A 24,183-nucleotide genomic window follows, 5' to 3' on the forward strand; every position below is an offset into this window, starting at 1 on the left:
AACCAGATATGAAAAAACAGCAACGTCGTTCCTCGCGGTCATCCACATCGCTGCCGCAGCAGACTGGATCAAGCCCTAACAGGCCCTAGGACTGCCGCTTTCTCCATTCATTTTCCATGGAAAGATAGCCCCAAATCCGTCGTTCCATGTTCTCGGCTTTAGTCTTCAGCATTGTATGGTCGTCGCTAAGTCGATGGTATTTATCGTGGGCTGCCGCAAGATCGCACGCCAGGCGTTTCTCTCGGTCCCCAGCAGCCTTAAGTTGAACTGCCTGCCGCGCAGTTGCTGCATCTGCGAGAGCGAGAGTGTCTTTCAGGTCTTTGATCTGAGCCTCCAGACCAGAAGCATATTCCCTGGATCTGAGCAGATGCTCCTCAAGTCTGTCAGATTCCGCGTTCTTCTGTCGCAGTAGACTTGTCATCTGCGAAAGCAGGTGAGCAAGTTCATCGGCTTCTGTCGGTCGCGCAGGCCGTCGGCCGTAAAGCGCACGTTGTATGGAGTTCCCCAGCGTCTGTTCGTACTGGTGCGATGCACGTCCCAACATGAACGCTGCAGCCCCGCTCAGGCCACCACAGTTCGACATCTCAGTTCCTCCTGACCCTAAAGTCAGACGCTCTTTTTCATTGTTGTATCACTTATCAGGGCTCGAGCACCAGAAGATATGCCACCGTTGCCTTGTCCCGGCCCATTCTGATTATCTGCTTTATTTCCTGCCAGAGACTGCTGAATCGAGAGCAACGTGCCCGCCATACCGACAACGGCGGCGTCCCTGCTGAACTGGTCGATATCAACGCGATCCACGTCACCAAATCCGATCATCGCGGGAACCCGCTGGGGCAGGATCGAGATCATCCTGAATGAAATGAACGCCAGGGTGACGTGAATCATGACAAAGAGGCTAACCAGAACAATCATGCCGAGGAAGTTGCTGACAATCCAACCGTTTGACAGCACCAGTCCGGCCGCAATGCCGAAACACATGTGGATCAGCCACGACACTGAATCAAATATAAAATATCCGAGGAAAAGCCCGAATAGCATCAGTACCGGCCGGAAGATGACATTGAACAGAAGGGCATAACCCTGTTTTGCATGACCGTGCAGCCCTTCCCCGTTCATGGTCATATGCGCGAGCATCCACAGAGGTGCTGCAATCACGGACTCACAAACCATGATGAACCACCCGGCTACGGCAAACATCCACATGACAAACGGGATCATCGGGATGACATAGGCGATGGTGAGGCCTGGCATAAGCATGGCGAAACAGCCGCCGATAATCGGCGCGCCAAAAAAGTGCATCAGCGCGTGCCCGGCCCCGGCCGCAACGGCGCCTTCTGGATTCCCGCTCAGAAGCGACAGCACGCCGATACCAACGGTCCCGGCCGTAGAAGAAAGAACCGACGCAGTGCCCATGGTGAGAAGGGCAGTCGTGATCATCCAGTTTCCAAGTGACATGAGATTGCCAAACGGATCCGTCCAGTAGCCGTTCGTCCCGGACGGCTCGATAAATCCGGTCACGATCTGCAGGGCGTAATCGTTCAGGTGCAGGGCGCGGAACAGCTGGTCGAGCACTCCCGCACCGTCTCCACCCGGTATTGCGCCCGTGTACAGGTCAGCATTCCCGCCTGGCGCGGTCACGCCGTCCTGCGTCGCAACCATGCTGTCGATGTTCTCCATAAAGGTGTCCGCAGACTGCACCAGGGGCGCAATGTCCGAGGCAAGATAGTTTCCGAGACCGGAATAGGATGGCGTAGTGATGGTTGGCGTTGCGGTCATGAGAGACAGGGTCTGGCCATTGAGGCGCGCGAATTCGAGATAGTAGGCTCCTGCGCCAGTCCACCCGAGATTATCCATCTGGTTGCTGGTGTTGACCGCATCTCCGTTCGTCGAAATCCCCCATTGGTGGAGCGCTAGCGTCTGATTGTTGACCGTGTCCTGAAGCTTCGAGCGCAGTTGTGCCGCCTGCGTCGTGAGACGCGACGCATAATCGTTGGTGGCATTGACGATGATGGTCATGAGTGGGGCCAGGGACGCTGTCGTTTTCGTCTGCCAGTAATTCTGCGCGACCTGCGCAACCTGGCTGCGAATGTCGCCAAGGATCACGGAATCAAGAACCTGTTTTTGCATACCCGCCTGGTCGACCTGGAAACCAGCCAGATTCACTGCGTCAGTATTGGGCGCCTGCAGACTTACGGCCCCGCAAACTGGTGTCCCGTCTCCTGCGCCGGCTGCCATATTGTAAGAATAGTTGATGATTCCCATCTTCCCGCCGGTCACGGACAGGACGGTCTGCCCGGTCGGGGCCGCAATCAGGTTCGTGTTATTCGCAGCAATGTTAATAATGGCCCGGCAGAACTCATTTTTCACAAGACCGGTCACAATCCCTTTTGTGCCGGGGATAAGGGGCTGTGCGATGACCTTGCCGTCTGGTCCGATTGCTTGCTTCGCCTTGTCATAGACGACCTTCGCCATACCGATGCCCCAAAGCGAGCCCTGCACGACAACGGCCTGCGCCGCATTGAAGCCGGTTGTCGGAAGCGGCCACATCAGGATGGCCGCAATCCCGATCCGCACGATCGACATGCTGGTCTGGTTGTTACCAAGGAGTTGTGCTGTTTCTGCACCCCGGTGGATGTTCATGAAGTAGATATAGCTTACGACCGCCATCGCAAATGCCATGACGAACCCGGAGAACCACCCGATCATGGTTCCTATGACGGTCGCCTCGTTGCCGATGCTGGGCGCGCCCGTATCCTGCCCGAAAACCGGGAATACAGACCGGATGACCTGCGCCGCCCAGTCACTGCCCGGATCAAGCAGGTCCCATGTCACGTTATAGCCCGTGCTGCTGGCTGCATCTCCCGAACCGGTCGCAACAACCGTCTGCGCTGCAGCGGACACGGTAAGAGCCGACAGTAACAGGAGTGGCAGGATGGCGAATACAGGGCGACGAAAGGGCGTCATGGTTTGTCCTCCAGCAGCACAGTCACGGCGCAGGACTGGCGGTGGGACCGGGATTCATCCGCGTCATGAAGTCCGTGACCGCAGTCACAGCCTTGTGCATCATCTCGCGGACTTTCTCGCTCATGTCTTCCAGCGCACTGGCCCCCTCTTTTTTTCCGGGCACTTCGGCAGCAGTCCTGCCAATCTCAGCATCGATCTGGGTGAAGCGCTGCGTCACACTGCCGGACATTCCCATGCGCTGGCCTGTTGCCTCGGCGGCTTCCCTTCCCTTTCCGTAGGCTTCGAGCCTGCTGGTGACATTCTCCAGTTGCGCCGCGAACGCCTGGTTATTCTGTTTCTCCGTCACAAACTGGCTATGCAGATCGGCATACCGGCCACCGGCCTTCATCTCCGACAACACACCGGCAACACCGTCAGGGTCGCCCTTTCCTGCATCTGAGATCGCCGCCATTATCGAGGAAGCTGGCCGCTCCCTGAGGTCACGCAGGGCCTCCACCGCCTGCTTTCCCAGACGTTCGGTCGCCTCCAGGCTCTTTTCGTCACGCGCGTTGTGCAGCCGGGTGCTGAAATCGGCGGCCTTTTCCATCCATGATGATGCCGGGTTCGCAGGCTGGCTATCAATGCGCGAGGCAATCGCTTCCGCGAGGCGGGCAAAGCCGCCACCGCGAATAACCTTGACGTCCTCCTGATCCCTGGCCGCCGCGTTCATTTCCCGGGTGTTCGCTGCCGCATTTTCCTTTGTGCCGTTGCCATCCATCGTCGATCGGCTTTCCGGCGCATCTTTTGCGGGACCTGTCTGTTTCTCTCGAAAGTCCTTCTGAGGATCCGTCGTATGGGTCTGTCCGGGTTGACTGCTGGCCGACTGCTCCGGTCCAGGCGGAGCGCCCTCCCCCGGCGACGCCATTCCACGGGTTTTGTCCGGCTGACCTTTCTCATCGTGCGCAGACCCGGCAGCATGGTCATGCCCTGGCGCTGGCTGATGCCCTGGTTCGGGAAAGACGGTCGCCCTCAGGTTCTCGATGGTGTGCGCGATGTCCGGGTGGTCCGGATCCTGACGTCCTTCAACCAGTTCGCTGGCAAGTGTCCGGATCGCGTTTACCTCTGGCTGCTGAAGGCGATGCGTTTCACGCATCATCGCAGCGACCACAGGTTCGTTCAGACCTGGGTAATGCGCCGCGCGCTCTGTCATCTCGGTGCGGAGAGGATGCTCCTTTTCAAGCGTCGGTCCCAAAAGGCGCTCTACATCCTGCACGGCGTATGCGACGCGCGTACGGAAGCCGGGATCATTATGAACGTCAGGCTCACGGGATTCCTGCCGTAGCCGATCATATGCGGCGGCCTGCCCGGGTGCCTGCTTCCTGTATTCGGACTGCACGCGATCAAGGGTTTTCAGCACATCCTCGATATCGCCTGTTTTCTGCTGGGCCTCAGACATGGCAAACCTCTAGGGATTGATCGTGGGGGAAGGCATCGGTGTCAGGCCGTCCTTGAAGGCGACCTCTTCTTCCTGCGCGACCCGGGCAGCTCCCATGGTCGCGAGGTAGAGCCCGAGACGGTAGTTCTGCAGCGCAAGGTAATTGGCCTGCGCCATCTCGGTGGCAACTTCGCGCATGACCGATGCGGGAGGCATTGCCTGGAGCGAGGCGTTCCAGCTTACGCTGGAGACCCTGCGATTGACTTCCAGCGCCATGGCCTGCAGCCACGACGCCTTGTCGAGCGGCGTAAGCCCCTCGGCCGTCATTTCAGCCTTCTGGTCCCGCGTGAGCGTGACAGACGGAACACCAAGAGATGTGACGTAGCCCGTGACCCAGCGAGCAAGAGACATACGACTGTTGTACGACCGGCGCCGGGTTGCGGCTTCACGTCCCCGAAGGCTGGACAGCTGCTCGCCACGCAGGGCCGCCGGTGCTACCGGCTGGATGAGCGTGGTCGCATAATCATTGGCTGCATCCACTGCGCCATCCGCGGACAGGGTATCAGCGCCGAACAGGCTGGCGGCACGCTGGTCGGCGTTCGGCAGCCGGGACACGGAAGAGCAGAGCCCCTGCGCCACGTCGTCGGATGAACAGTAGCGCTTGAGGTGCAGGGACATGTTCGCATCCGTGCCCTGTGACTTGCCGTAATAGGAGGGCGTCCCCTGACCTGCCTCACCGCGGGGATCACTCACGGTCGCAATGGCGTACACTGCAGAGCGCGCCGCTTTGGACGCGGCCACGGTGGACTGCTGGGCATCAAGGCCCGCGCAGAATTCCGGGTTCATCATATGCTCATCCCGGATTCCGGTTTCCTGCTGACGCCGTAGAAATCCGGCTATCGCCGCGTCCTGGGCATCCATGAGTTGCGACTGGGCACCGACCTGGGCTTTCGCGTAATTGGCAACCTGCGTGAAACCCTTCGTCAGGAGAGACGCAACGGAATTCGGGTTTGTAAGGCTACTGAGATTTGAATCGATGCTGTCCGTCAGGTTTTTCGTCATCGTATTGAGGGCATTGCCCGTGAACGCCTGAAGAAGCTTGATCGCTGCAACGACCGCGGCATCACTGAAAAGCGCGTATGCCGGACGCGGCGTGACTGCCAGCACGCAGACGCACGCAGCGGCACCAATGGCAACCATCTGCAGCCTGCGCATCAGAACACTCCGTCCACGAGATTGCTCGGGCTGTATCCGGTCGGAAGCTGGGGAGAGCCGTTGATATACAGGTCAGTCGTACCGCTCGACGTCCCCGCAATGGCAGTCGCAATTGGCGGACCACCACCACCGAAACTCAGGCTCGGACACATGAGTCCGCTACTCGAGCCAAAACCGAGCCCCAGATTAACGCCCGACAGACTGAGTCCACATTGGGTCGCCCCCATGGCGTTCCCCCATGCCGCCTGTGCGGCCTGACAGACCTGGCCACCTATCTGGCCCTCGACGGCCTGCAGGAGGGCTGCTGGGTCAAGGCCGTTCGTGATGAGATTCAGTCCGGTGCCGTTGAAAAAATTGCTCAGGCAGGACAGGCCATTGACGCTATCCGGCTGCTTTTCATAGGCGTCGTTGGCCTGGACGCGTTCGTTTACGGCTGTTGCCGCCGCCTGGGTCAGGGCGGCGCAGCCGACGCTTCCCGTAGATGTCGTGGCACCAGAGGCGGCTGATGACGTGGTCTGCGCATGCCCCTGTATCGATACAAGAGCGGCAGCCACTGACAACAGGACACGGAATCGCAGATGGATCATGCGGCCTCCTGACGTGTAGCCGGACGCGTCACTGCCTCCAGCAGGGCAATCCTTTCCGGAGCAAGAAGGCGATGAAGCGCCTGGCGCCTGCTTTCCGAGATCACGCCCCGTCCAAAAGGGCTGTCCGCCGACAACAGGTCCCTGCGGCCGCGCAGATAGGGGATCAGCGCGTCAAGGGAGTTGACCAGATCAGGCCATTCATGCGGCGCGACACCAGAGAGGATGGCGTGCCAGGCCGTCCTCGCTGTCATATCATTGTCCAACATCGCGATGACGTCCTCTCCGCCCCTTATGCGCCAGATCTCGCCGAGCGCATCCAGCGCAAGGGCGACATTGGGCATCGGGGAAGGAGGTCCGGATTTCCGGACGGATGAGGGCTTGTTCATGGAACCTTCCTCGGGTGGTTACGACGAAGGTGTCGGGCCATCATGCGACCGGTCAGCGAATTCGATGTCGGACCGCGACTTTATTATGACCAACATCAATGGCGTCGCCCGCCTGGGCTGCCGTGGTCGCCAGAACCTTGTTCCATTCCCGGCCGCCCTGCCAGTCAACAGGAACGCTGGTGTCCACGTCCGCCGCGAACACGACACGCACCCCATGTGGAACGATCTGGCGTACGGCGAAGCCAAGTGGAACCTGCTTTCCATATCCACTGGCGATATGGAAATATCGACGGGCTGGAACATTGCCGGATGTTCGAGGATCCGTACCAGTACCCGGCAATACGCCCGGCCCTTCCTGACCAGCATCTCCCGGTGAGGGTAAGGTCTCCCCGCCGGTCGTCCCCATTGAGGGCGACGTCAACGCCGGCCGGGGCGGAGTTTCCGGAGAGGTCGTCTGGACCAGATGAAACGCGGCAGGTGTGACAGATATGGGGCCAGAGGCCAGCGCCATAACCACGGCAGGCATAACAGGCATATGAGTGTCTCCATCAAGCTCTCCTGACAAGAGCAGCGGCCTTTGCGACTTCAGACACCTTTTTTACGGGCTCCAACTCGACTATCATGGCGTTCCGTCACGGCTGATCCGCTGTCAGGACGCGGCCAGTCGATATCTTCTGGATGTTGGAAGTTTCTTTTGCTGAGGAAAATGCCCGCCGTGAGAGTAAACGAAAATGTCCCATGACAATGGCAAGATGCAAGCCGAGGCTTTATTCGCATCCGGCCAATTATATAGAGACATCGGGGAAATCATTTATGACAGGCGGACTGCGCTTGACTGGACGCAGGTGCACCTCGCCAAACAGGCACGGTTGAATGTATCGGTCATACGGAGCATCGAAGCAGGTCGTCCGGTTTCCCTGGAAACATTATCGGCGCTGCTACGGGTATTCGAGATAGATCCGCGCGATATTCTTCCGCAAGGTGCACCGGAAGGAACATGGTTTGCCCATCTGGATCTGGTGGCATCCGCCACGCAGCTGAAAAAGACCATGAGGCAGTGTTCGGACTACAATCTGGCAATCCAGAAATTACGCGACATTATCGGCAATATTTCCAAGACGTTTAACCTGCCGGAAATACCGGCCAGATTGCCGATCGATCATTATTCACACAGTGTCGCCTTCACCTCGGGGGAACGGCAGGACCTCCTCGAGATATTTGGGCGCAGGATTCAGATCTTCAGGACGCTTCAGGGGGCAACAGCGAGCCAGATCGCCCATAAATCACATGTTTCCCTAACCAGCCTGAGCCTGATCGAAGCAGGGCTGAGAAATCCAAGCCTTGAAACGGTTTATCGCATTGCCGAAGGACTGTCTGTCTCCGTTTATTACCTGATCCCGGGAATACATGACGACGCAGACCTTTTGCGTTCCCTGGACATGACCGCGTGGGCAATGTCCGCGCAATCACAACTCGAAGCCCTCGCTGATCTCGAGTCCATTATTGGTCACCTCGACGATATCGCAAACTACTGACCGGGTGCATGAAGGTATGGAGACTGTCAGGAAAGGGGTCTCCTTTCTTATGGCAGGCCCCATGCCTTGGACTGTCCATTCCAGGTGATGTGCCCCGGCTGATCACCAACGCGGACCGGCGACCGCGTCCGGAGTCATATTAGCGCGTTCTGCGCTATTTATTTCTTGACGGTTATATAACGCTTAAGAGATATTATTCCCAAAACACGCAGCCTATCCCGAAAACGCGATGACGAGGGCATACCGCCATGAAGTCAGCATCGTTCGGCCAGGTCATAAAACACGGTCTGTTTACATGGCTTCAGACCTATCCCACGCCAGAAATGACGCGCGCCCTCTATGCCAGGCTGTGCGACGAGGTCCTTGTGGCGACAATGCTTACCCTGACAGTGCAGGAGGTAAAGGAGTCCGTCGCACAATGGACCGACCGACCCCAGAATGTTTTTTATGAAGCGCCTGCACGCAGGGGTGCATGGACAAGGACCCAGCTGCTCATCCTTGGCCAACGCTGGCTCTGTGGTGATAAAACCGCCGACATAGCCGAGATGCTTGGCCGCTCGGCCCGGAGTGTCCGTGCGAAAAGAAAGCAGCTTGGCCTGCCACCGCGCTTCAGGCTCTCAAAAATACAGGCGGAGACCATACTTGCCGAAAAGCGGTGCGCCATTCCCGCAGATCCCGAAGCTGTCCTGACATGGGAACAGGCCTCCCTGCTTCCGCATGAAGCCCGTCGGGGACGGACATGGCTTGTCAGGAACAGCCTCAACAGGCTGACCCTCACAGGACATAAGGGGGGAGACAAGGTACGGTGGCACGAGACCGCCAACATTGAAATCGCCTACCGCCATTTTGCATTTCAGAACCCGCGTGAAATTGCGCGGGACTTCCTTATTTCGGAAAGTGCGCTGAAATCCCAAAGCTGCTGGGAGCAGCTTCCACCACGACGCGGCGCGAAAGTGCCCTGGTTCATTCATGCGAGGGCCGAATATTATATCGGCGAACACCACTACATCCGGCGGGAATGCCTCTGCAAGAGCGGATGCTTTTTCTGGACCACCCGCAAGGGTGGTGACCGGGTCAGCAGACGATACCGCCGCAGCATTGCCGCCACGCATGGCATTGCCGCCTGAGTAGTGCCGGGAACCGTCAAAGAAAAAACGTGCTGGTCGCAAGATAGACTTCCAGCCTGCTCTCATCACCGTCGGGAAATGAGAGTAGAGTGATGACCACCTTTTTTCATGCCCCCGTAAGGGAGGCGCGCCATGCGGCTGTTTAATTCCGCAGTAACCAGGCGGCTTACCGACCCCGACTTTCAGGGGATTGTTGTAGACAGATCACTGCTGCTCAACATCGCACTGGCGGGCGTGGTCATCGTGTTCTCGGCGCACGACGCCTATATCCGTGCACACCCGCCCACACCCCTCTATTTCTACGTTGACGGCCAGAATGCTCCCCGACCGGCCGTGGCGCTCACCAGTCCGGTACTTGGCCAGGACCAGCTTCTCGGCTGGGCCGTCAAATGGGCGATCGCACCCTACAACATCAACTATCGTGATTTTCCAACCCAGATGAACACCGCGGGCGCTCACTACACGCTCAACGGATGGAACACCTTTGCAAAGTCTTTCATTACGCAGGGGAATCTGGCGAAACTCAGGGATGCAAAACTGCTCTGTTACGCGCAGCCGACACGGGCCGCGACCGTACGCGCCGAGACTGTCGTGCAGGGACACGCGCGCTACGTAATACAGTTCCCTTTCATCCAGACCTGCGAAAACGTTAACCAGCAGAATACGCAAATGCTGATGGCAACCGTGACGATTGATCGCGTGGAGGATCTGGATCACCCGGATGGACTGGCCATCGAACAGCTTGTCGTCTCGTCGGGGAGGGAGTGACAACCGTGCGAATTCTTTCTCTCTTTCCGCTGACCCTGTCCATCCTGCCACTTGCGGCACTCGCACAGCAGCCATCACAGCCCGGGCCGGCGGCGGCGACACCCGCAGACGATCCTGATACAGCAGCCGAAGGTGAGGCCGAGCATGAGGCCATTCCTTTCACCCCCGAAGAAATCCTTCGGCTGGGGGAACGCCTGAAGGACGTGCGTCGTGCCACGGAGCAGGTCGGCACGGAATTCGCGACCCCTAATGCGCGCCCGGCGATCCGTGTCTCCTTTGCGCCTGGTCAGCAGACAAGCCTGATCTTTACGACAAAAGGTTATCCGACCGCATTGTCCTTTGTGGACAGTACGGGACAGCCCTGGCCGATCGCATGGAATACGTCTGGCAATTCCGCCAATCCGGACGGCAGCACGAACTGTGCTTCCGGTAAAAGCGGCGCGTCGGCCGGGAATCCTGCGGTCGAGACAACAGGTTTCTATACCTGCGTCCCGTTCAAGGGCTCCAATACCATCAATATCGAACCGATGTCGCTCCAGCCCAGAGGCGGACTGCTCGTAACGCTTCAGAACGCGCCAAAGCCGGTCTCCTTCCTGCTGATCGCGGGACGTGGATCCTACGATGACAATCTGACCGTTCGCATGTCCGAGGGAGGGCCCAACGCCCGGGAGCCGGTCGACAGCCACCCCGGAGTGCCCGCGACAGGCGAGCCCTACATGAACGCCATGCTAAGCGGCATTCCACCAGCGTCAGCCGTTCCGCTGGCCGTCGAGGGTATTTCCCCCGATGACGTGCGCGCCTGGCGGATTGGAAACGAGGTCTATCTTCGCACGCGCCTTCACCTCATGACGCCCTCATCGGACAGCATGGAGCAGGGTGAAGGAGGATACACGCTCTATGCCTTCCATGAGTCCCCCGTTGTTCTTCTCTCCGATGCGGGACGGACGGTCTCGGCCCATATCAGGGACGCACAGTGATGAAACCCAGGTTCAACCAGCTGTTCAGTGATGCGTCGCGGGGCGGAAACCGGCGTCTGCTCGCAATCCTTGGGAGTATCGGCACCGTTCTTGGCGTCACGCTACTCATCTCCACCATCCACCGTAAGGAGCTTCCACGCTCGGACCCCGGCAGGCCGCCTGCCGCCAACCCCCTGCCCGGCGGCCTGAATTCCAATCCGCGCCAGCAGGAACTCCGCGAAGATCAGATCCGCGACGAGGCAGGTCGGGCACAGACTGCGGGACAGTCGTATTCACCTGATATTGCGCCGGGCACGCTCACCCATCCCGACGACAAGCCTCCCCCGCCCGCGGTCGCCCAGGAGGTCGGGGCGGACGCCAACCCGGCGATGGCCAAGGCCGCCGCAGCGCCAGCCCCGCACGCGCCTGAGGTCGTACCAAGCGTTCCCGTCGTACCAGTGCAGACGGATGCAGCCTTCCGTGCTGCCATGCCACGTGACCCGCAGCTCCAGAAAGACGCCATCACCGCATACAGACATGCGATCATGGATCTCGCGGGCCGTCTTGATGGACGCTTTCCGGTCACAAATGTCCTGTATGAAAAGGCGGAAAGTGGGAGGGAGCAGACAAAGAAACCGGTGGTCTCCCCTTCAATAACTTCGGCGGCGACAGCAAATTCCCAGACGGCCCTCTCCCGCGTCCTTGTTCCTGCCGGGCGGGGAATTTACGCACATACGGTTTCAGCAACCAACAGCGATCTCGGGGGAGAAATCATCCTGGAAGCTGATTCAGGTCCACTCGCTGGCGACAGGATGAAAGCATCCGTCAGAAGGGCCGGGGGACATCTGAACAGGCTGGTTGTCCGCGTTGATCAGGTCTTCCATAAGAATGATCCGACCCCGATCCAGGTCGAAGGTATGGTGGTTGCGCCGGACACCATGGAAGCTGCCGTGGCCTCAAGCGTTGACCAGCTATACGTTGAACGCTTTGTGCTTCCCGCCGCAGCCGCTTTTGTCCAGGGTCTCGGGCAGGCGATCGAGATGACGTCGAACACGACCGGTTCGATCGGAGCCCTCGGCAACGTCAACTACGTCCAGTCACTGAATTTTCCGCAACAACTGGGCGTGGCGGCCGGTGCGGCGGCCTCGCAGGTCAACAGCGCGCTCATGCAGCAGATGCCGACCCAGCCGCGCGTAAATCTTGCCGCTCAGGTCAGTGTTGGCGTGATCTTCATGTCGGACGTCGTCATGAAGAAGTAAGTTTTCGGGCACCGGTCGCATGATATCGACGAATTCTGCACTCTATACCAGAAGGCAGCATTCACCATGACCTCAGCCGCAACCGCAACCGCAACGACGTCCCGGGATCCGTTCAGCGCGGATCGCGGCATCGAGCCTGTTCCGTTCCGCAAGCTGGGCACAATGCCCGAGCCTGACCCTTCACCCACGCCGGACACAATTGCCGAGCCACCCTCTCCTCACCCGCAACCTGTGACAGCAGCACCTGACAGGAACCGACCCGTTCCACATGCAATAGCCCTTTTCAGGGCGCTTCCGCGCCGCAGGCAGGTCATCATCGCGGGTACTGCCGTCGGCGGTCTGCTCTCCCTCTTCCTCGTGATGGGCATAACAAAGAGGCAGGCGTCTCCCGTGGGCCAGGAAGTCGGAATGATTTCCGCCCTGCTACCAGCAGGCCCCAAAGCGTCTCCAGCGCCGGGGCACTCGCCTACATCATCGCCATCATCCCCGGTACCTCAGGTCTCGGCTACAGATGAGGATCTCAAGGCACTTCTTGCGATGAAAAAGCCGCCCCATCCCGCCGGCCCAATACCGGCTACCCCGTCGGCCGAGAACATGCCCGCGCAGAAACACGACACTGGCATCGAAAAGGCTGTTCCGACGGACGATGCGGTCCAGAAAGCAACCCGCCTGCAAGCGGCTCCCCTGACATCGGACGACCAGTTGCAGGTGCTGCAGCTTGTAACAGAAGAAGCAGCACTGGTGCAGCGGACCCGCAGCGACATCGCAGCACTCCGGCAGGATCTTGACCGGCTGCGTATCGCAGATACGGCAAAGGCTTCGGATCTCAACCGCCGGATGGCGCTCCTCGAAGCGAAACGAGCCGTGGCCGACGCCGAAGCGCCCCCGTCAGATGGACCGGCTGCCACACGTGCCGCAGCCGACAAGGCACGGGCAGCTCTGGAAGCCGCGGCGGCCGAGCCACAACCAGCACCAACGCCGCCGCAATCTCCAGCGTCCCGGACAGCAAAAATGCGCCAGATGCCTCCTGCTCCGCCCCCGACATGGACGCCGCACTACCGGATACTTGCTGCATCTCCCCAGCTTGCCATGGTGCAGGACGATGCGGCGCCGGCCGGGCAACCGCCACAGTCCGAAATCGAAATCGGCACCGATCTCCGCGGATATGGGCGTGTGCGCGCCATCTCTCAACGCGGCACGATGTGGGTGATCCAGGCTGAACGCGGCATCATCCAGTAAGGCAAGGACACATCGACGTGCAAGGTCTGGTCAACCTCGTCAACGATCTCGCTCTCGCCATGGCCTGGCTGCTGCCAATGGCCTGCTATATTGCAGCGTGGATAGCCTTCCTGACCGGGGCATGGGGATTATGGCAGCAGCGCCAGCCCCAGAACCCGTTCGTCGGCCGCCCCTGGGTGCCCTGGATCGGGATTGTCCTTTCCGGCGTCTTTGCCACCTTTGACAGGATACTCACCAAGTCCACCACCTCTGCCGGTCTCGATACGCAGGTTTCGCTGGGAGCCTCTGTCACCGGCTATACGGATGCCGCGACCGGAAGCGTCATTTCCGGGACAGGCCCAGAGGATGCCATCCTGTCAATCGTCAGTGATTTCGCCCTGTTCTTCGAAATGTTCGGCGCCTGGGCGGCGTTCATGGCGGTCGTTGCGTGGAACGCGTCGGCGACCGGAAAAACAAACCGCTCAAAACTCAGTTGCCTCATCCAGTTCGTTTTCGGCGTGATCCTCCTCAATCCCGTCAAGGAAGCAACCTGGATCCTGAGCCACTGGACAACGTCCGGCTAGGTCCTGTCCGCAAAGAAAGCGTTCGAAGTCGCATGTTGCCGACAGAACAATGATTCGGGGGACATGATCCCTCTTTCAACGGAGCCCTCGACCATGAACCTCTCTCGCACAGGCACCACCAGCGCGGCGCGACTGACGCGTCTGGTGACACAACGGGCCGGATACAGACAGCGTGCCGTCATGGCACTTGGCACATTGGCCGTCCCGATCCTCATTGCCAGCCATGCGCTGGCCCAGTCCGCAACCGGCAGCGCAAACGGTATCGGGGCCCAGATGCAGGCCACCGCCCAGGAGGGGCTGACAGCGGGCGGCTTTGTCGCTGCTGCATGCATGTATGTCGCTGCCTTCATCTGCTTCATCGGCGGCGTATGGGCGGCCTGGCAGAGCCGCAACGAACAGAACCGTTCGCCCGGAAAGGTCGGTATGGCAATCGCCGGCATCGTGCTGTGCGGTCTTTTCGCAACGGGTCCGCAGTGGATCAACAAGGCTGCCAACACCGCGTCCGGCGGCTCGGCAACCGTTGGTACGCAGGCTCAGGCCTATCAGTTCACGAGCGGCGGCTAGGAACCCGATCGCAATGGCCCGTCTCACCCAGTCTTTCCGGCTGCTGCCGCGCCCATGGGATCCGTCAGCGCCAGGCGCCAGGGAGATGGGTGAGCCGGACCTTTTCACATGTGCCTGCTGCGGCCTGATAACGCCTAGTCGCAGGTTTCCATGGCATGGTGACGGACCCGGGCCTGTCTGCGCCTTATGCAACATCCTGCAGGATCCGACCCGTCCGGCCATTGAACGCGAAGCCGTCCTGATATGGTGGCCGAAACTGCCGCAGGCCCGCATCATGACCCTGACCCGCTGCGCGCATCAGGCCCTCATGCAGACGCTCGGCAATGGGCCAAACGGACAGGATGTCGTCTGGCATCGTGCAATGGACGCGATCGCGTCAGGGTCGGACACCGCGATGATGCCTGCGCAATGCAAAAGCGCTCTCGCTGTGCTCCGCGCTCTGCACGCGCGAACGACCGAAGCCCGGCGGCGGCTGGAGACAACCTCTCCCCGACTGCTGGCGACTGCCCTGCTGATGGCGAACCGGACGGACCCGCAGATCAATGAAAGCGCGACCACCCTGATGGACGGCATCCGGCTCTTCCCCCTGGGCCGTCTCTACAACGGCCCCACCGACATCTACCCGGCGCTTGTCAGGGAATGGCTTGATGCCGATCCCCAACCGGTCATGACATGACAGGATCATATCAATGGGCGGTATTCTTTCCAGTCTGCTGGCCGGCATCAGCCTCGGGCTGCGCCAGCCCCTTGCCTCATTCTGCGATGTGGAAAGTACGCACGGGGACCATCTCATCACCAAACGCGGTGAATATGTCTCCGTACTACGCATCAATGGCCTGCGTCGCATGTGCACGCGGCAGGAAGTGGAAGCGCTCGCCGAGCAGCAGCGTATAGAATTGCAGGGTCTCCTTGAAGAACGTGGCCATGCCATCGTGGGATGGTATATTTCCGATCCCGAGCGCTCAGGTATCGAGATTGACCGACTGTGTCTCAATGGTTGCCGGTCCATAGCCCGGCAGATCGGAGCAGACCTTTCGGACGTCATCGAAGAGAGGCGCCGGCGCTGGCCAAACGTCATGCGCTGGGAGGCCACCTGTTATGTCCTGTGGACCCGGCCCAGCGTGCTGACACGTGAGGACCGCAAACAGGTGGCAGAGGAGCGCAGGACCCTTGCCTCCCAATTTCCCCGCGTGGGCAATACCCAACGTTTTGCCCTGCGCTCCGATATCATGGCGGCCCGCCATGAATCGTTCATTTCACGCGTCCAGGCTGCCCTGCAGGGGTTCGACATTTCCTGCGAATTCCTTGGTCCACATCAGGCATTGCAGGTCGCGCGCGAAGCGACCTATCGTGAAACGGCGGGCTCCGCCTGGAAACCGACCCTGCTGGGTGACCGGGTCATGCCACGACTTCCCGACGATCTGGATGATCCGCAGCCACATCCGCAGGGCCTGCTCTGGCCAGCGATCCGGGACCAGATCTTCAATGCCGACGCCGAAACGAAAGGAGGACAGCTCGTGACCGTGGGGGATTATACATACGCCCCGGTCGACATGACGATTGGCCCAGAGGATCCGCGCCCGTTTTCCGAACTCTCCAGCGTGCTTGGCCGCAAGAGATTGCCATGGCGCAGCGCCATGATCCTGGAGGGTGGTGGCCGCGCCGCCTTCGGCTTCAAGGAAGCCGGAGCCGGGTTTCTGGCGATGTTCCCCGGAAATAGCGACATTCGACGGGCGTTTGCCGCACTCAAGCTGGAGCGCCAGAAAAACAACCATAATTCCGTGCGGATGCGCATGACCGCCACAACCTGGGCTCCGGTTGGAGCAGAGGCGAAGCTGCGACGGCAGGCGTCGGACCTCTCCCAGGCAATTGATGCGTGGGGCAACAGCAAGACAACGCGGATTTCCGGCGATCCTCTGGAAGCGGCCATGGGTTCTGTCCCTGCCCTGGCGCTCGGTTCGACTGCGACCTCATCGCTCGCCCTTGTCGGTGACGCGTTCTCCATGATGCCGTGGGCACGCAGTGCGTCACCGTGGCAGAAAGGATCCATCCTCTTCCGCAAGCCCGATGGTTCAATCTGGCCTTACGATCCGACCGGGGGCGGGCTACGCCCATCCGTCGTAGACATTATCGTAGCTCCGCCTGGGGGCGGAAAATCCGTTCTGGCCAATACCATTCTGCTGGGCTTGATCCTCAGCAGCGCCGCGATCAGCAGCCACGGCACGAAGCTCCCCTATATCGGCAAGCTCGATATCGGGCCGTCCTCGCGCGGACTGATCGAGATGCTGCGCAACGCACTTGGCCCCGAACGCCAGCACGAGGCGGTTTACGTCAAGATGCAGGCAATCCCGGGCTTCGAGGTCAATGTCTTCGATACCCAGGTCGGACTGGAATATCCCCTGCCACTCGAGCGCGTTTTCCTGCAGAATTTCATCTCGCTCCTTGCTACGCCGCTGGACGGCAGGCCGTGGGAGGGCATGGACCATCTGGTAGAGGACGTGATTGATGAAGCCTACCGCCTTTGTACCGGGGTGCAGGGGGGCACGCCCAAAATCTACACTCCGGGGATCGAGCCCGACGTCGATGCCGCAATAACATCGCTGGGCATCAGCCTGCCCCACCATGCGGGAGAGGACGATCCGACATGGTGGCGGGATATCGTCGATGCCCTTGTCAATCTCAGGGAATACCGCCTTGCAGGTTTTGCCCAGCGCCATGCAGTACCGGTCCTGCAGGATCTGCTGATTGCGGCCCGCAGCCCGGAAATCGAAAAACGCTATTCCAAGATCACCCTGGAAACTGGAGAAAGCCTGATCGACACGTTTGATCGCTACATCATGAACGTGATCAAGAATTTTCCCATGCTGGCGTCCCCGACAAGGCTGGATATGGGGGACGCGCGCGTGATCGTTCTCGATCTTGCCGAGGTGGCACCATCCGGCTCTCCCGCGGCCAACCGCCAGACAGCGCTCATGTATATGCTTGGCCGCCATATCCTGGCCCGGAATTTCTTTCTCCATCCCGATTATGCCGACGACCCGCATATGCCCCCGTCCATGCGGGACTATCATCTCGCCCGCTTCACTGAGATGTATGAAACGACGAAGCGTGTCGACTTCGATGAGTGGCACCGTACCGAACCAGCGCCCCAGGTAGACAAGCAGGCTGTCCGCGACGGCCGTGAGGGGCGCAAGCACAACGTCCAGCTCGCCTTCATTTCACAGAACCATACCGATTTCAGCGAGGACCTCTACAAGATATCAACCGCCCGATGGGTCCTCAAATGCGGTGATCAGGAGACGGCAGACAGCCTTATCCGACGATTCAAGCTGTCCGATGCCAGCGCCTATGTGATCCGCAACGCGCTGCCGGGGCCGGGAAAGAACGGTGCGCCATTCTTCGTGGACATGTCGGCCGGAGAAGCAAAGTATGAACAGCTTCTGGTGAACGTCCTGGGGCCAATCGAACTCTGGTCTTTCTCGACGACGCCTGGAGACACGGCGCTCCGTTCGCGCCTTTACAAACGGATCCATTTTGCCCGCGCCCTGCGGATGCTCGCCACCGTATTTCCCTCGGGAACAGCAAACAGCGAGATCGAACGCAGAAAAAGCGAACGCATGAATGTTTTCGGTCTCGCGACTGATGAAGCATTTGCCGGCGTTCTGGACGAACTGGCGGACGAGATCGTGGAAGGTAGAGGCGTAGCCGCGGGATTGTATGAAACCCTGCGCGCCATTGATGAGCAATCGGAACTCGAAATTGCCAGTGAGTAAAAAGTGGCCGGTAATTTCCTGACGGCCTCACATCTTGAATGTTACGGTAATGTTGAGGCAAACGCCAAGGACGATATGGGCGCTGAAATCAGGCATCAGAACGGAGCACCGTCCATGTCAATAATTTCCACTCCCCCATGCGTGGCCTTATCCTTCTCTTGCTGCCTGCGCGACGTGGTCGCAGAAGATCGGCCCCACCGGGGCTGCCGTTCAGCAGCCAATGCCAGTCCCAAATCATCCTTGCGGATATCAATCAGGTTGGCCATGCGGCCCGAAAGACCAATTACGACAAACACGTCGCGCCAGAGACGCGATCCCGACACCGGGATCTCCCTTTTCCAGGCGCGCGATGGAACTTGCTGACGTGCCGACACGAACGGACAGGTCGGCTATCGCTATAGGAGGACTGGTTGTCGGTGACCGCGTTGAGGTTCACGTTGCCCGTCGCCAGCAACGTGGCCGACTTCCCGGCCGCGACCGTGGCGCCCGCCAGGGTGAGGTCGCCGCCGAGGGCGGCCGCCGTCAGGTTCCCGCCCGTGCTGATGGACGCCCCGAAATTCTCCGTCTCGGCCGCGCGGTGGCTGTAATCATGCTGCTCGATGTCCTGCGACGCGAAAGAGTGGCACGCCGGTGGGGCCAGCCTTGAACCCCACATAGCGATCCCGTCATAGGGACGGTCCTACGGCAGGCTGAATTACACCGTGTCGCGACGTGCCGCAGCCAATATAGCCTCTGCTGGATGATTGAAAAAGATGGTTCTTTGGAGACAGGCGTGCATCCAGTATAATGTTTCCAGTTTTGATGGACCATTCAGGACTCCCCATGATCAGTACCAACAGACAAATCGAAAGCAAGGTGTTCACGGAAGCTGGGAAAATACGTGCACCGATAGGAGCGCGGCGGCTAAAGGTTGACAGCATGGCCGGACATAGCGGGAATTTTGGCAGCTTTCCACGAGACCCGGCACCACAGCCGGGACAGATAAAACAAGCATTCCTCTTCCCATGCAGCGAAGGAGATATGATCTCTGCTGATCCCGGTCGCCGTGGCCATGATGCGTCACTCGCGATTAACGGGAAGATTGTTCTGACCGCCATGGCAGGACGTGATGGCGGGGATGGTATGGGCGTGCCTGGCGCAAAAGGTCACGTCTCGATCAGCTTCCACACGTGACAAATTTCCTCCCTGCATTCAGGGTGGCACGGCACGCTTTTAGAAGTCTATCAGAGCCATTTTAGAACCCCATCAGCAGGCCGTTTGTGGACTATGATGGGGTTCCATTTCTTGTGTCCCGCAGTTCCAAACCTGTTGACGTGCGACAACCGGCCTGGAGCGTGAGATTGCCGCCGCCCGCGACAGAACCTGCCACGGACATATCCTTGTCCGAGACCACGGTGACATTATCATTGGCCGCCACCATGCTGCCGACCTGATCGGTGGACCTTTCACTCGAGGTCCTGGTGGTCCTGTTGAAGAAGCCGTGCTCGACCGTGCGGATATAGGAGGACTGGCTGTCGGTGACCGCGTTAAGGTTCACGTGCCCATCGCCATCAGCGTGGCCGACCTCCCGACCGCGACCGTGGCGCCCGCGAGGGTCAGGTCGCCGCCGTCAGGTTCCCGCCCATGCTGACCAACGCCCCGAAATTCTCCGTCTCGACCGCGCGGTGGCTGTAATCATGCTGCTCGATGTCCTGCCACGCGCTCGCCGCAACCGAACCCAGCGTGATCCCCTGCCCTGCCACAAGCGTGGTATCGCCCAGCGCGCTGAGCGACTGCGCCTTTCCGCCAGCGCCACGCTGCCGCCCGACAACGGTATCCCGCCTGCCTTACTATGCCAGAAATAGCATTTGCTGGGTCAGTTCTCGATGAAAATTTATATCTTATAAGAGTCGGTTTTCAGTAAAAATCAACAGCCGGTCCCTTACTTATTATGTTGAAGGATCATTAAAAATATTTGACATATCCCTCCACTTAATAGTCGATGGGAAAGGTACATTTTCAAAAAACGCTCTGAATGCAGACACCACATCATTTATGAATAAAATTTCATCTGGTAGCATTTTTACTTTCCCTGCCCCAAACATCAAAGTTTGTTCACCGGTATAACAAACATGTGGAATGGGAAGATAAGCTCTAAGATGTTTGTTATCTTTTTTTTCCCGCAGTTCTAGTACGCACGTTACCCTTCCACCCGCAACCTGTATGTATGAACCATCACTACTCTCTAATATAGCATAAGAATGTGGTCCATAACTCCTTAATGACCTGAGCGCTTTCTCAATTTTAGAAAACTCATCTACCTCAATTGGCTTTTTGTTCTCTACTCTCAATAGCATAATCATGGCAGGCACACCGTAAATTTTGTTAATAAACCCATTAATTCAAATGTCTCTATCTATTATTTTATATCCATCTGAAATTTTTGTATCTGATATTGGACATTCTGGGTAAATCCAATCGTCCCAATTTTTTTTAATCCATTCGATACTTACTCCTCCCTCTTTTCCAGCACATTCTATCGGAAATTTACAGACTATAAGGCCAGATTTATAGCCAGTCGTTACAATGAGGCCATAGGGCCTATCCTTGTTCATTGTATCAAAAACCATAAAATCGACTCTTTCTTCATAAGGATATCTTCCGACAAGCCTAATTACACCCCCACGAAATACATCTTTATTATATTCCGTTATTTTATGAAAAATTGTCATTCATTTCACTCTCAAGTTATGCCTACCTGAATTATCCGCCGAACCGGTAGGATTGAAGTCTATATTTACCTCTCCCATGTGCTTTCCATCGCTTGATCGTATGACTTCAAACCGTCCATGCAGTGTATCTAAAGAATAACGCCACGACACTGTGGCGGGAGCTGGTCAGTCTGGGCTTTACCGGAAAATATGGGATCGTGCGGAAATGGTTGACGACACGGCAGGCTGCGTCTCCACAACAGCACGCCCGACGCCATGCTGTGCCTCCCCTCGGACAGAAACTGGCACGCCTCCTATTGACGGATCCTGGAACACTTGCCGATCAGCAGACCCTGTTTGTCAGGGAACATTTTGCAGCAGAACCCCAACTGGGAAAAACAACCAGCTGGGTGCGGAGAATGCAAAATCTGCTCTGCAGGAAATCAGAAGACAACCTCAGGCTTTTACTGGAAGCCGGAAAGGATACCCTGCTCTCCCGTCTGGTTCCAGCCCTTGAACGGGATGCCGCAGCCATTCGGGCTTCTCTTGTGACATCGTGGACAACCAGCCCTGTTGAGCGACAGATCAGTCGATTGAAGATGATAAAGCGCACCATGTTCGGGGGAGCAGACTTCGAACTCCTCAGGGCACGTGTACTTCCAATCTCATAGCGCAAAAATCACCACACACTTTGCGGAAGAGCCCAGTTCTCAGTGAAAATCAACACACGGGAGTCAGGCTGTTGCCAAGAACGACATGGGCACTGAAATCAGGCATCAGAACGAAGCACCGTCCATATCAATAACATCCGCTCGCCCATGCGTGGCCTTATCCTGCTGCCTGCGTAACGTGGTCGCAGAAGATCGGCCTCGACGAGGCTGACGTTCAGCAGCCAACGCCAGTCCCAGATCATCCTTGCGGATATCAATCAGGTCGGCCAACCGGTCCAGAAGACCAAGCACGACAAGCACGTCAGCCAGAGTGCCGATCCCCACACCCGGGTCTCCCTTTTCCAGGCGCGCGATGGAACTTGCTGACGTGCCGGCACGAACGGCCAGGTCGGCTATCGCTATGCCGCGCCGCAGGCGCGCGCCACGAAGGTCACGCCCCAGTTGTTCAAGAGCCGAGCGGGATTTTGGTGAGCCCATTGCTGTCACTCATATTTGGCATATAAAGTGTCTTATACCGTCATATATGAAATTCTGCAAATTCTAGCCTCTGCCCTTCACAACACGTTCCTGGTAGGAGATGGCACGTCGCGTAGAAAACGGTGGGCAGGCCGCCTGATTTCCAAGGGCAGTTTCTGGTCGCAGGGCGATCATCGCCCTATAAGTCTATTTTCTCCACCTTGAGGTCATGATGCCTGTGCCGCCAATCGATCCCTTCCACGCGCTGTCCATCAGCGCACTGGCACATGAACTGGCCGCGCAGGGGCGCAGCATCATTCATATGGAATTTGGCCAGCCTTCCACCGGCGCGCCAAGCGCGGCGATCGAACGCGCCCAGCACGTACTGGCGACCGACCCTATGGGCTATTGGGAAAGCCAGCCCCTGAAGGAACGGATCGCCCTGCACTATGACGAAACATATGGCGTTTCGCTCCGGCCTGAACAGATTATCCTGACCTGTGGCGCATCACCCGCGCTGGTTCTGGCGCTCATGACCAGTTTTGTGCCCGGCGCGCATGTAGCCATGGCGCGACCTGGCTACGTGGCCTACCGCAATGTCGTGCGCTCGCTCCATATGGAACCGGTTGAAATTCCGTGTGGCGAAAAAGAACGCTTCCAGTTGACCCCCGGCGCCATTGCCGCGCTTGAACCTGCTCCCGCCGGGTTGATCCTGGCCAGTCCCGCCAACCCCACCGGTACCATCCTGTCTCCTGATGAAATACGGCGCATTGTTGACGTCTGTCGCGCGCACGGGATCTGCATCATATCGGACGAAATCTATCACGGCCTGAGTTTTGGCGAACGCGCGCACAGTATTCTGGAATATGATCCCGATGCGCTGGTGGTAAACAGTTTTTCCAAATACTTCAGCATGGCGCCGTGGCGGCTGGGGTGGCTGGTTGTCCCGCCAGCCAAGGTGGAAGCTGCCCGCGCGCGAATGGGTAATCTGTTCCTGCCGCCCGCCGCCCTCAGCCAGCACGCGGCCCTTGCCGCCTTCGACTGCCGCGATGAGCTTGAAGGGCATATGGAAACCTACCGGCGCAATCGTGACCTGCTGCTGCGTGCCCTGCCCGAAATGGGGCTGCGCCATATCGCGCCACCAGATGGAGCGTTCTATATCTATGCCGATATCCGGCACCTGACGGATGACAGCATGGCGTTTTGCAAGCGCCTGTTGCTGGATACGGGTGTTACGACAGCACCGGGCATTGATTTCGACCCCATAGACGGGAAATACTTCATCCGTTTCAGCTTTGCGGTCGCAACGGACCAGATTGAAGAAGCCATCCGCCGCATGGTCCCATGGTTTCGTCACCAAAAGGACCGCTTACCCGTCAATGCAGTGACTTAAAGGGGGATATACGTCTGGAGCGCGTATAGCTGTGTTTCTGATCAGGAGACATGCGAATACGCACTTACCGCGACCCACTACTACGGACCATGCAGGTGGTTTCTTCCAACTTAAGTTCTGCGACACACGTCTTGATTATAGTCAGCCCCGCCTGCATGCCTTACCCAGATCAATACATTGATACCAAACCATTACCTGCCTGCGATATTACTACCTCAAGCCACTGCTGGAACTGAAATGCGAGGTGGCAAAACTATGCTTCAGCACGATCCCGTTACTCAACACAACAGTCAGCATCTTGCTTTTGTTATTTGATCTTTCTCCAAGCATGCCAAGCCCGACTACGTCCTGCGCTATTGAAAGACCATCCTCCCTGCCGGACGTAAAACTATAAATCCAGACCTCATAACCATCTTCATAGGTTTTCTGCCCCGGTTCACCGTAAATCTGACGCACCTGGGATGAAGTTGTCACACCATCATGAATATTCTGATCAACTTCCGCGATGGTTGTTTTTTTTATGGAAGCATCACCCGTGGACGAACAGGCACTCGTGCCTGCAATGATCGCCATCACGATGGCCGTTCTGATGATCTTCATCCTGCAATCTACCCTCTCGG

General features: G+C 58.3%; 27 protein-coding genes and 1 pseudogene. 14 read left to right on the top strand and 14 right to left on the bottom strand.

Features of this window, described 5'->3' with window-relative positions:
- Positions 1–85 precede the first annotated feature (85 nt).
- The 6 genes from HNH97_RS14335 to HNH97_RS14360 are packed head-to-tail and all read right to left on the bottom strand — an operon-like array spanning position 86 to position 6,524.
- Positions 86–583 (bottom strand): hypothetical protein, encoded by a 498-nt coding sequence (locus HNH97_RS14335; protein WP_112209948.1) that lies wholly within the window; start codon positions 581–583, stop codon positions 86–88.
- Between the two features lie 23 nt (positions 584–606).
- The gene (locus tag HNH97_RS14340) at positions 607–2,967 is read right to left on the bottom strand and encodes a DotA/TraY family protein (protein WP_171791338.1); all 2,361 of its coding nucleotides are present in this window, start codon (positions 2,965–2,967) and stop codon (positions 607–609) included.
- 22 nt (positions 2,968–2,989) lie between these two features.
- Positions 2,990–4,402 carry a hypothetical protein gene (locus HNH97_RS14345; RefSeq protein WP_171791339.1) on the bottom strand — a complete coding sequence of 471 codons (1,413 nt, stop codon included), beginning with the start codon at positions 4,400–4,402 and terminating at the stop codon, positions 2,990–2,992.
- A gap of 9 nt (positions 4,403–4,411) precedes the next feature.
- On the bottom strand, positions 4,412–5,596 hold the full coding sequence (locus HNH97_RS14350) for a hypothetical protein (protein WP_171791340.1): 1,185 nt from the start codon (positions 5,594–5,596) through the stop codon (positions 4,412–4,414).
- Positions 5,596–6,183: a hypothetical protein gene (locus HNH97_RS14355; RefSeq protein ID WP_171791341.1), complete on the bottom strand. Its 588-nt coding sequence runs from the start codon at positions 6,181–6,183 to the stop codon at positions 5,596–5,598. Before HNH97_RS14355 ends, HNH97_RS14350 begins: the two co-directional genes overlap by 1 nt.
- Positions 6,180–6,524 carry a hypothetical protein gene (locus HNH97_RS14360; protein WP_171791342.1) on the bottom strand — a complete coding sequence of 115 codons (345 nt, stop codon included), beginning with the start codon at positions 6,522–6,524 and terminating at the stop codon, positions 6,180–6,182. The genes HNH97_RS14355 and HNH97_RS14360 overlap by 4 nt, the downstream gene beginning before the upstream one ends.
- Before the next feature lie 43 nt (positions 6,525–6,567).
- On the opposite strand from HNH97_RS14360, the gene HNH97_RS14365 reads away from it, so the two are divergent.
- The 11 genes from HNH97_RS14365 (at position 6,568) to HNH97_RS14415 (ending at position 18,353) form a co-directional block, all read left to right on the top strand.
- Positions 6,568–6,945 carry a hypothetical protein gene (locus HNH97_RS14365; RefSeq protein ID WP_171791343.1) on the top strand — a complete coding sequence of 126 codons (378 nt, stop codon included), beginning with the start codon at positions 6,568–6,570 and terminating at the stop codon, positions 6,943–6,945.
- A 355-nt stretch (positions 6,946–7,300) separates the two neighbouring features.
- Positions 7,301–8,104: a helix-turn-helix domain-containing protein gene (locus HNH97_RS14370; RefSeq protein WP_171791344.1), complete on the top strand. Its 804-nt coding sequence runs from the start codon at positions 7,301–7,303 to the stop codon at positions 8,102–8,104.
- Positions 8,105–8,352: 248 nt separating this feature from the next.
- Complete coding sequence (locus HNH97_RS14375) at positions 8,353–9,231, top strand: hypothetical protein (protein WP_171791345.1); 879 nt, start codon at positions 8,353–8,355, stop codon at positions 9,229–9,231.
- A gap of 132 nt (positions 9,232–9,363) precedes the next feature.
- The gene (locus HNH97_RS14380) at positions 9,364–9,999 is read left to right on the top strand and encodes a DotI/IcmL/TraM family protein (RefSeq protein ID WP_014106834.1); all 636 of its coding nucleotides are present in this window, start codon (positions 9,364–9,366) and stop codon (positions 9,997–9,999) included.
- Positions 9,996–10,976 carry a DotH/IcmK family type IV secretion protein gene (locus HNH97_RS14385; protein WP_171791346.1) on the top strand — a complete coding sequence of 327 codons (981 nt, stop codon included), beginning with the start codon at positions 9,996–9,998 and terminating at the stop codon, positions 10,974–10,976. Before HNH97_RS14380 ends, HNH97_RS14385 begins: the two co-directional genes overlap by 4 nt.
- A complete protein-coding gene (locus HNH97_RS14390; protein ID WP_171791347.1) occupies positions 10,976–12,214 on the top strand; it encodes a DotG/IcmE/VirB10 family protein in 1,239 nt (412 codons plus the stop codon). The genes HNH97_RS14385 and HNH97_RS14390 overlap by 1 nt, the downstream gene beginning before the upstream one ends.
- Positions 12,215–12,751: 537 nt before the next feature.
- Positions 12,752–13,453: a hypothetical protein gene (locus tag HNH97_RS14395; protein WP_216657677.1), complete on the top strand. Its 702-nt coding sequence runs from the start codon at positions 12,752–12,754 to the stop codon at positions 13,451–13,453.
- 17 nt (positions 13,454–13,470) lie between these two features.
- Positions 13,471–14,016 (top strand): hypothetical protein, encoded by a 546-nt coding sequence (locus HNH97_RS14400; protein WP_010515535.1) that lies wholly within the window; start codon positions 13,471–13,473, stop codon positions 14,014–14,016.
- A 93-nt stretch (positions 14,017–14,109) separates the two neighbouring features.
- Positions 14,110–14,580 carry a hypothetical protein gene (locus HNH97_RS14405; protein ID WP_048855555.1) on the top strand — a complete coding sequence of 157 codons (471 nt, stop codon included), beginning with the start codon at positions 14,110–14,112 and terminating at the stop codon, positions 14,578–14,580.
- 274 nt (positions 14,581–14,854) lie between these two features.
- Positions 14,855–15,256: a hypothetical protein gene (locus HNH97_RS18010; RefSeq protein WP_244949479.1), complete on the top strand. Its 402-nt coding sequence runs from the start codon at positions 14,855–14,857 to the stop codon at positions 15,254–15,256.
- Between the two features lie 13 nt (positions 15,257–15,269).
- On the top strand, positions 15,270–18,353 hold the full coding sequence (locus HNH97_RS14415) for an ATP-binding protein (protein ID WP_171791349.1): 3,084 nt from the start codon (positions 15,270–15,272) through the stop codon (positions 18,351–18,353).
- A gap of 95 nt (positions 18,354–18,448) precedes the next feature.
- Here the strand turns inward: HNH97_RS14415 and HNH97_RS14420 are convergent, their stop codons facing one another.
- Entirely contained in the window at positions 18,449–18,619 is a 171-nt protein-coding gene (locus HNH97_RS14420; RefSeq protein ID WP_087609063.1) for a DNA-binding protein, read from the bottom strand.
- A 17-nt stretch (positions 18,620–18,636) separates the two neighbouring features.
- Positions 18,637–19,008: a hemagglutinin repeat-containing protein gene (locus tag HNH97_RS14425; protein ID WP_171791350.1), complete on the bottom strand. Its 372-nt coding sequence runs from the start codon at positions 19,006–19,008 to the stop codon at positions 18,637–18,639.
- Positions 19,009–19,175: 167 nt separating this feature from the next.
- Between HNH97_RS14425 and HNH97_RS14430 the strand changes: the two genes are divergently transcribed.
- Positions 19,176–19,526 (top strand): hypothetical protein, encoded by a 351-nt coding sequence (locus HNH97_RS14430; protein ID WP_171791351.1) that lies wholly within the window; start codon positions 19,176–19,178, stop codon positions 19,524–19,526.
- Positions 19,527–19,617: 91 nt separating this feature from the next.
- On the opposite strand, the gene HNH97_RS18015 is transcribed toward HNH97_RS14430, so the two are convergent.
- The 4 genes from HNH97_RS18015 to imm45 form a co-directional block, all read right to left on the bottom strand.
- The gene (locus HNH97_RS18015; protein WP_087608984.1) at positions 19,618–19,890 is read right to left on the bottom strand and encodes a hemagglutinin repeat-containing protein; all 273 of its coding nucleotides are present in this window, start codon (positions 19,888–19,890) and stop codon (positions 19,618–19,620) included.
- A 58-nt stretch (positions 19,891–19,948) separates the two neighbouring features.
- A complete protein-coding gene (locus HNH97_RS14440) occupies positions 19,949–20,095 on the bottom strand; it encodes a hypothetical protein (RefSeq protein WP_157684880.1) in 147 nt (48 codons plus the stop codon).
- 186 nt (positions 20,096–20,281) lie between these two features.
- A complete protein-coding gene (locus HNH97_RS14445) occupies positions 20,282–20,695 on the bottom strand; it encodes a hypothetical protein (RefSeq protein ID WP_087608983.1) in 414 nt (137 codons plus the stop codon).
- Positions 20,696–20,734: 39 nt separating this feature from the next.
- The gene (gene imm45 / locus HNH97_RS14450) at positions 20,735–21,064 is read right to left on the bottom strand and encodes an Imm45 family immunity protein (RefSeq protein ID WP_171791352.1); all 330 of its coding nucleotides are present in this window, start codon (positions 21,062–21,064) and stop codon (positions 20,735–20,737) included.
- A 137-nt stretch (positions 21,065–21,201) separates the two neighbouring features.
- Between imm45 and HNH97_RS14455 the strand changes: the two are divergent.
- A pseudogene (locus HNH97_RS14455) lies at positions 21,202–21,714 on the top strand (transposase); the annotation flags it as partial.
- Between the two features lie 105 nt (positions 21,715–21,819).
- Here the strand turns inward: HNH97_RS14455 and HNH97_RS14460 are convergent.
- On the bottom strand, positions 21,820–22,191 hold the full coding sequence (locus HNH97_RS14460) for a helix-turn-helix domain-containing protein (protein ID WP_171791353.1): 372 nt from the start codon (positions 22,189–22,191) through the stop codon (positions 21,820–21,822).
- A 211-nt stretch (positions 22,192–22,402) separates the two neighbouring features.
- Here HNH97_RS14460 and HNH97_RS14465 point away from each other — a divergent pair, with 211 nt between their 5' ends.
- Positions 22,403–23,563, top strand: a complete 1,161-nt coding sequence (locus tag HNH97_RS14465; RefSeq protein WP_171791360.1) for a pyridoxal phosphate-dependent aminotransferase — start codon at positions 22,403–22,405, stop codon at positions 23,561–23,563.
- Positions 23,564–23,773: 210 nt separating this feature from the next.
- On the opposite strand, the gene HNH97_RS14470 is transcribed toward HNH97_RS14465, so the two are convergent.
- Positions 23,774–24,163: a hypothetical protein gene (locus HNH97_RS14470; RefSeq protein ID WP_007396668.1), complete on the bottom strand. Its 390-nt coding sequence runs from the start codon at positions 24,161–24,163 to the stop codon at positions 23,774–23,776.
- Positions 24,164–24,183 lie beyond the last annotated feature (20 nt).

The sequence above is a fragment of the Gluconacetobacter entanii genome (assembly GCF_013155425.1).
In the GTDB taxonomy this organism is placed as follows: domain Bacteria; phylum Pseudomonadota; class Alphaproteobacteria; order Acetobacterales; family Acetobacteraceae; genus Novacetimonas; species Novacetimonas entanii.

Excerpts from the sequence above, each read along its gene's own strand:
- HNH97_RS14370 (WP_171791344.1), top strand. The coding sequence starts at position 7,301 with ATGTCCCATGACAATGGCAAGATGCAAGCCGAGGCTTTATTCGCATCC.
- HNH97_RS14365 (WP_171791343.1), top strand. The coding sequence starts at position 6,568 with ATGGAACCTTCCTCGGGTGGTTACGACGAAGGTGTCGGGCCATCATGC.
- HNH97_RS14355 (WP_171791341.1), bottom strand. The coding sequence starts at position 6,183 with ATGATCCATCTGCGATTCCGTGTCCTGTTGTCAGTGGCTGCCGCTCTT.
- HNH97_RS14395 (WP_216657677.1), top strand. The coding sequence starts at position 12,752 with ATGAAAAAGCCGCCCCATCCCGCCGGCCCAATACCGGCTACCCCGTCG.
- HNH97_RS14345 (WP_171791339.1), bottom strand. The coding sequence starts at position 4,402 with ATGTCTGAGGCCCAGCAGAAAACAGGCGATATCGAGGATGTGCTGAAA.
- HNH97_RS14335 (WP_112209948.1), bottom strand. The coding sequence starts at position 583 with ATGTCGAACTGTGGTGGCCTGAGCGGGGCTGCAGCGTTCATGTTGGGA.
- HNH97_RS14380 (WP_014106834.1), top strand. The coding sequence starts at position 9,364 with ATGCGGCTGTTTAATTCCGCAGTAACCAGGCGGCTTACCGACCCCGAC.
- HNH97_RS14350 (WP_171791340.1), bottom strand. The coding sequence starts at position 5,596 with ATGCGCAGGCTGCAGATGGTTGCCATTGGTGCCGCTGCGTGCGTCTGC.
- imm45 (WP_171791352.1), bottom strand. The coding sequence starts at position 21,064 with ATGACAATTTTTCATAAAATAACGGAATATAATAAAGATGTATTTCGT.
- HNH97_RS14405 (WP_048855555.1), top strand. The coding sequence starts at position 14,110 with ATGAACCTCTCTCGCACAGGCACCACCAGCGCGGCGCGACTGACGCGT.
- HNH97_RS14460 (WP_171791353.1), bottom strand. The coding sequence starts at position 22,191 with ATGGGCTCACCAAAATCCCGCTCGGCTCTTGAACAACTGGGGCGTGAC.
- HNH97_RS14375 (WP_171791345.1), top strand. The coding sequence starts at position 8,353 with ATGAAGTCAGCATCGTTCGGCCAGGTCATAAAACACGGTCTGTTTACA.
- HNH97_RS14465 (WP_171791360.1), top strand. The coding sequence starts at position 22,403 with ATGCCTGTGCCGCCAATCGATCCCTTCCACGCGCTGTCCATCAGCGCA.
- HNH97_RS18010 (WP_244949479.1), top strand. The coding sequence starts at position 14,855 with ATGACCCTGACCCGCTGCGCGCATCAGGCCCTCATGCAGACGCTCGGC.
- HNH97_RS14340 (WP_171791338.1), bottom strand. The coding sequence starts at position 2,967 with ATGACGCCCTTTCGTCGCCCTGTATTCGCCATCCTGCCACTCCTGTTA.
- HNH97_RS14415 (WP_171791349.1), top strand. The coding sequence starts at position 15,270 with ATGGGCGGTATTCTTTCCAGTCTGCTGGCCGGCATCAGCCTCGGGCTG.
- HNH97_RS14360 (WP_171791342.1), bottom strand. The coding sequence starts at position 6,524 with ATGCCCAATGTCGCCCTTGCGCTGGATGCGCTCGGCGAGATCTGGCGC.
- HNH97_RS14445 (WP_087608983.1), bottom strand. The coding sequence starts at position 20,695 with ATGATTATGCTATTGAGAGTAGAGAACAAAAAGCCAATTGAGGTAGAT.
- HNH97_RS14470 (WP_007396668.1), bottom strand. The coding sequence starts at position 24,163 with ATGAAGATCATCAGAACGGCCATCGTGATGGCGATCATTGCAGGCACG.
- HNH97_RS14420 (WP_087609063.1), bottom strand. The coding sequence starts at position 18,619 with ATGGCCAACCTGATTGATATCCGCAAGGATGATTTGGGACTGGCATTG.
- HNH97_RS14430 (WP_171791351.1), top strand. The coding sequence starts at position 19,176 with ATGATCAGTACCAACAGACAAATCGAAAGCAAGGTGTTCACGGAAGCT.
- HNH97_RS14390 (WP_171791347.1), top strand. The coding sequence starts at position 10,976 with ATGAAACCCAGGTTCAACCAGCTGTTCAGTGATGCGTCGCGGGGCGGA.
- HNH97_RS14425 (WP_171791350.1), bottom strand. The coding sequence starts at position 19,008 with ATGTGGGGTTCAAGGCTGGCCCCACCGGCGTGCCACTCTTTCGCGTCG.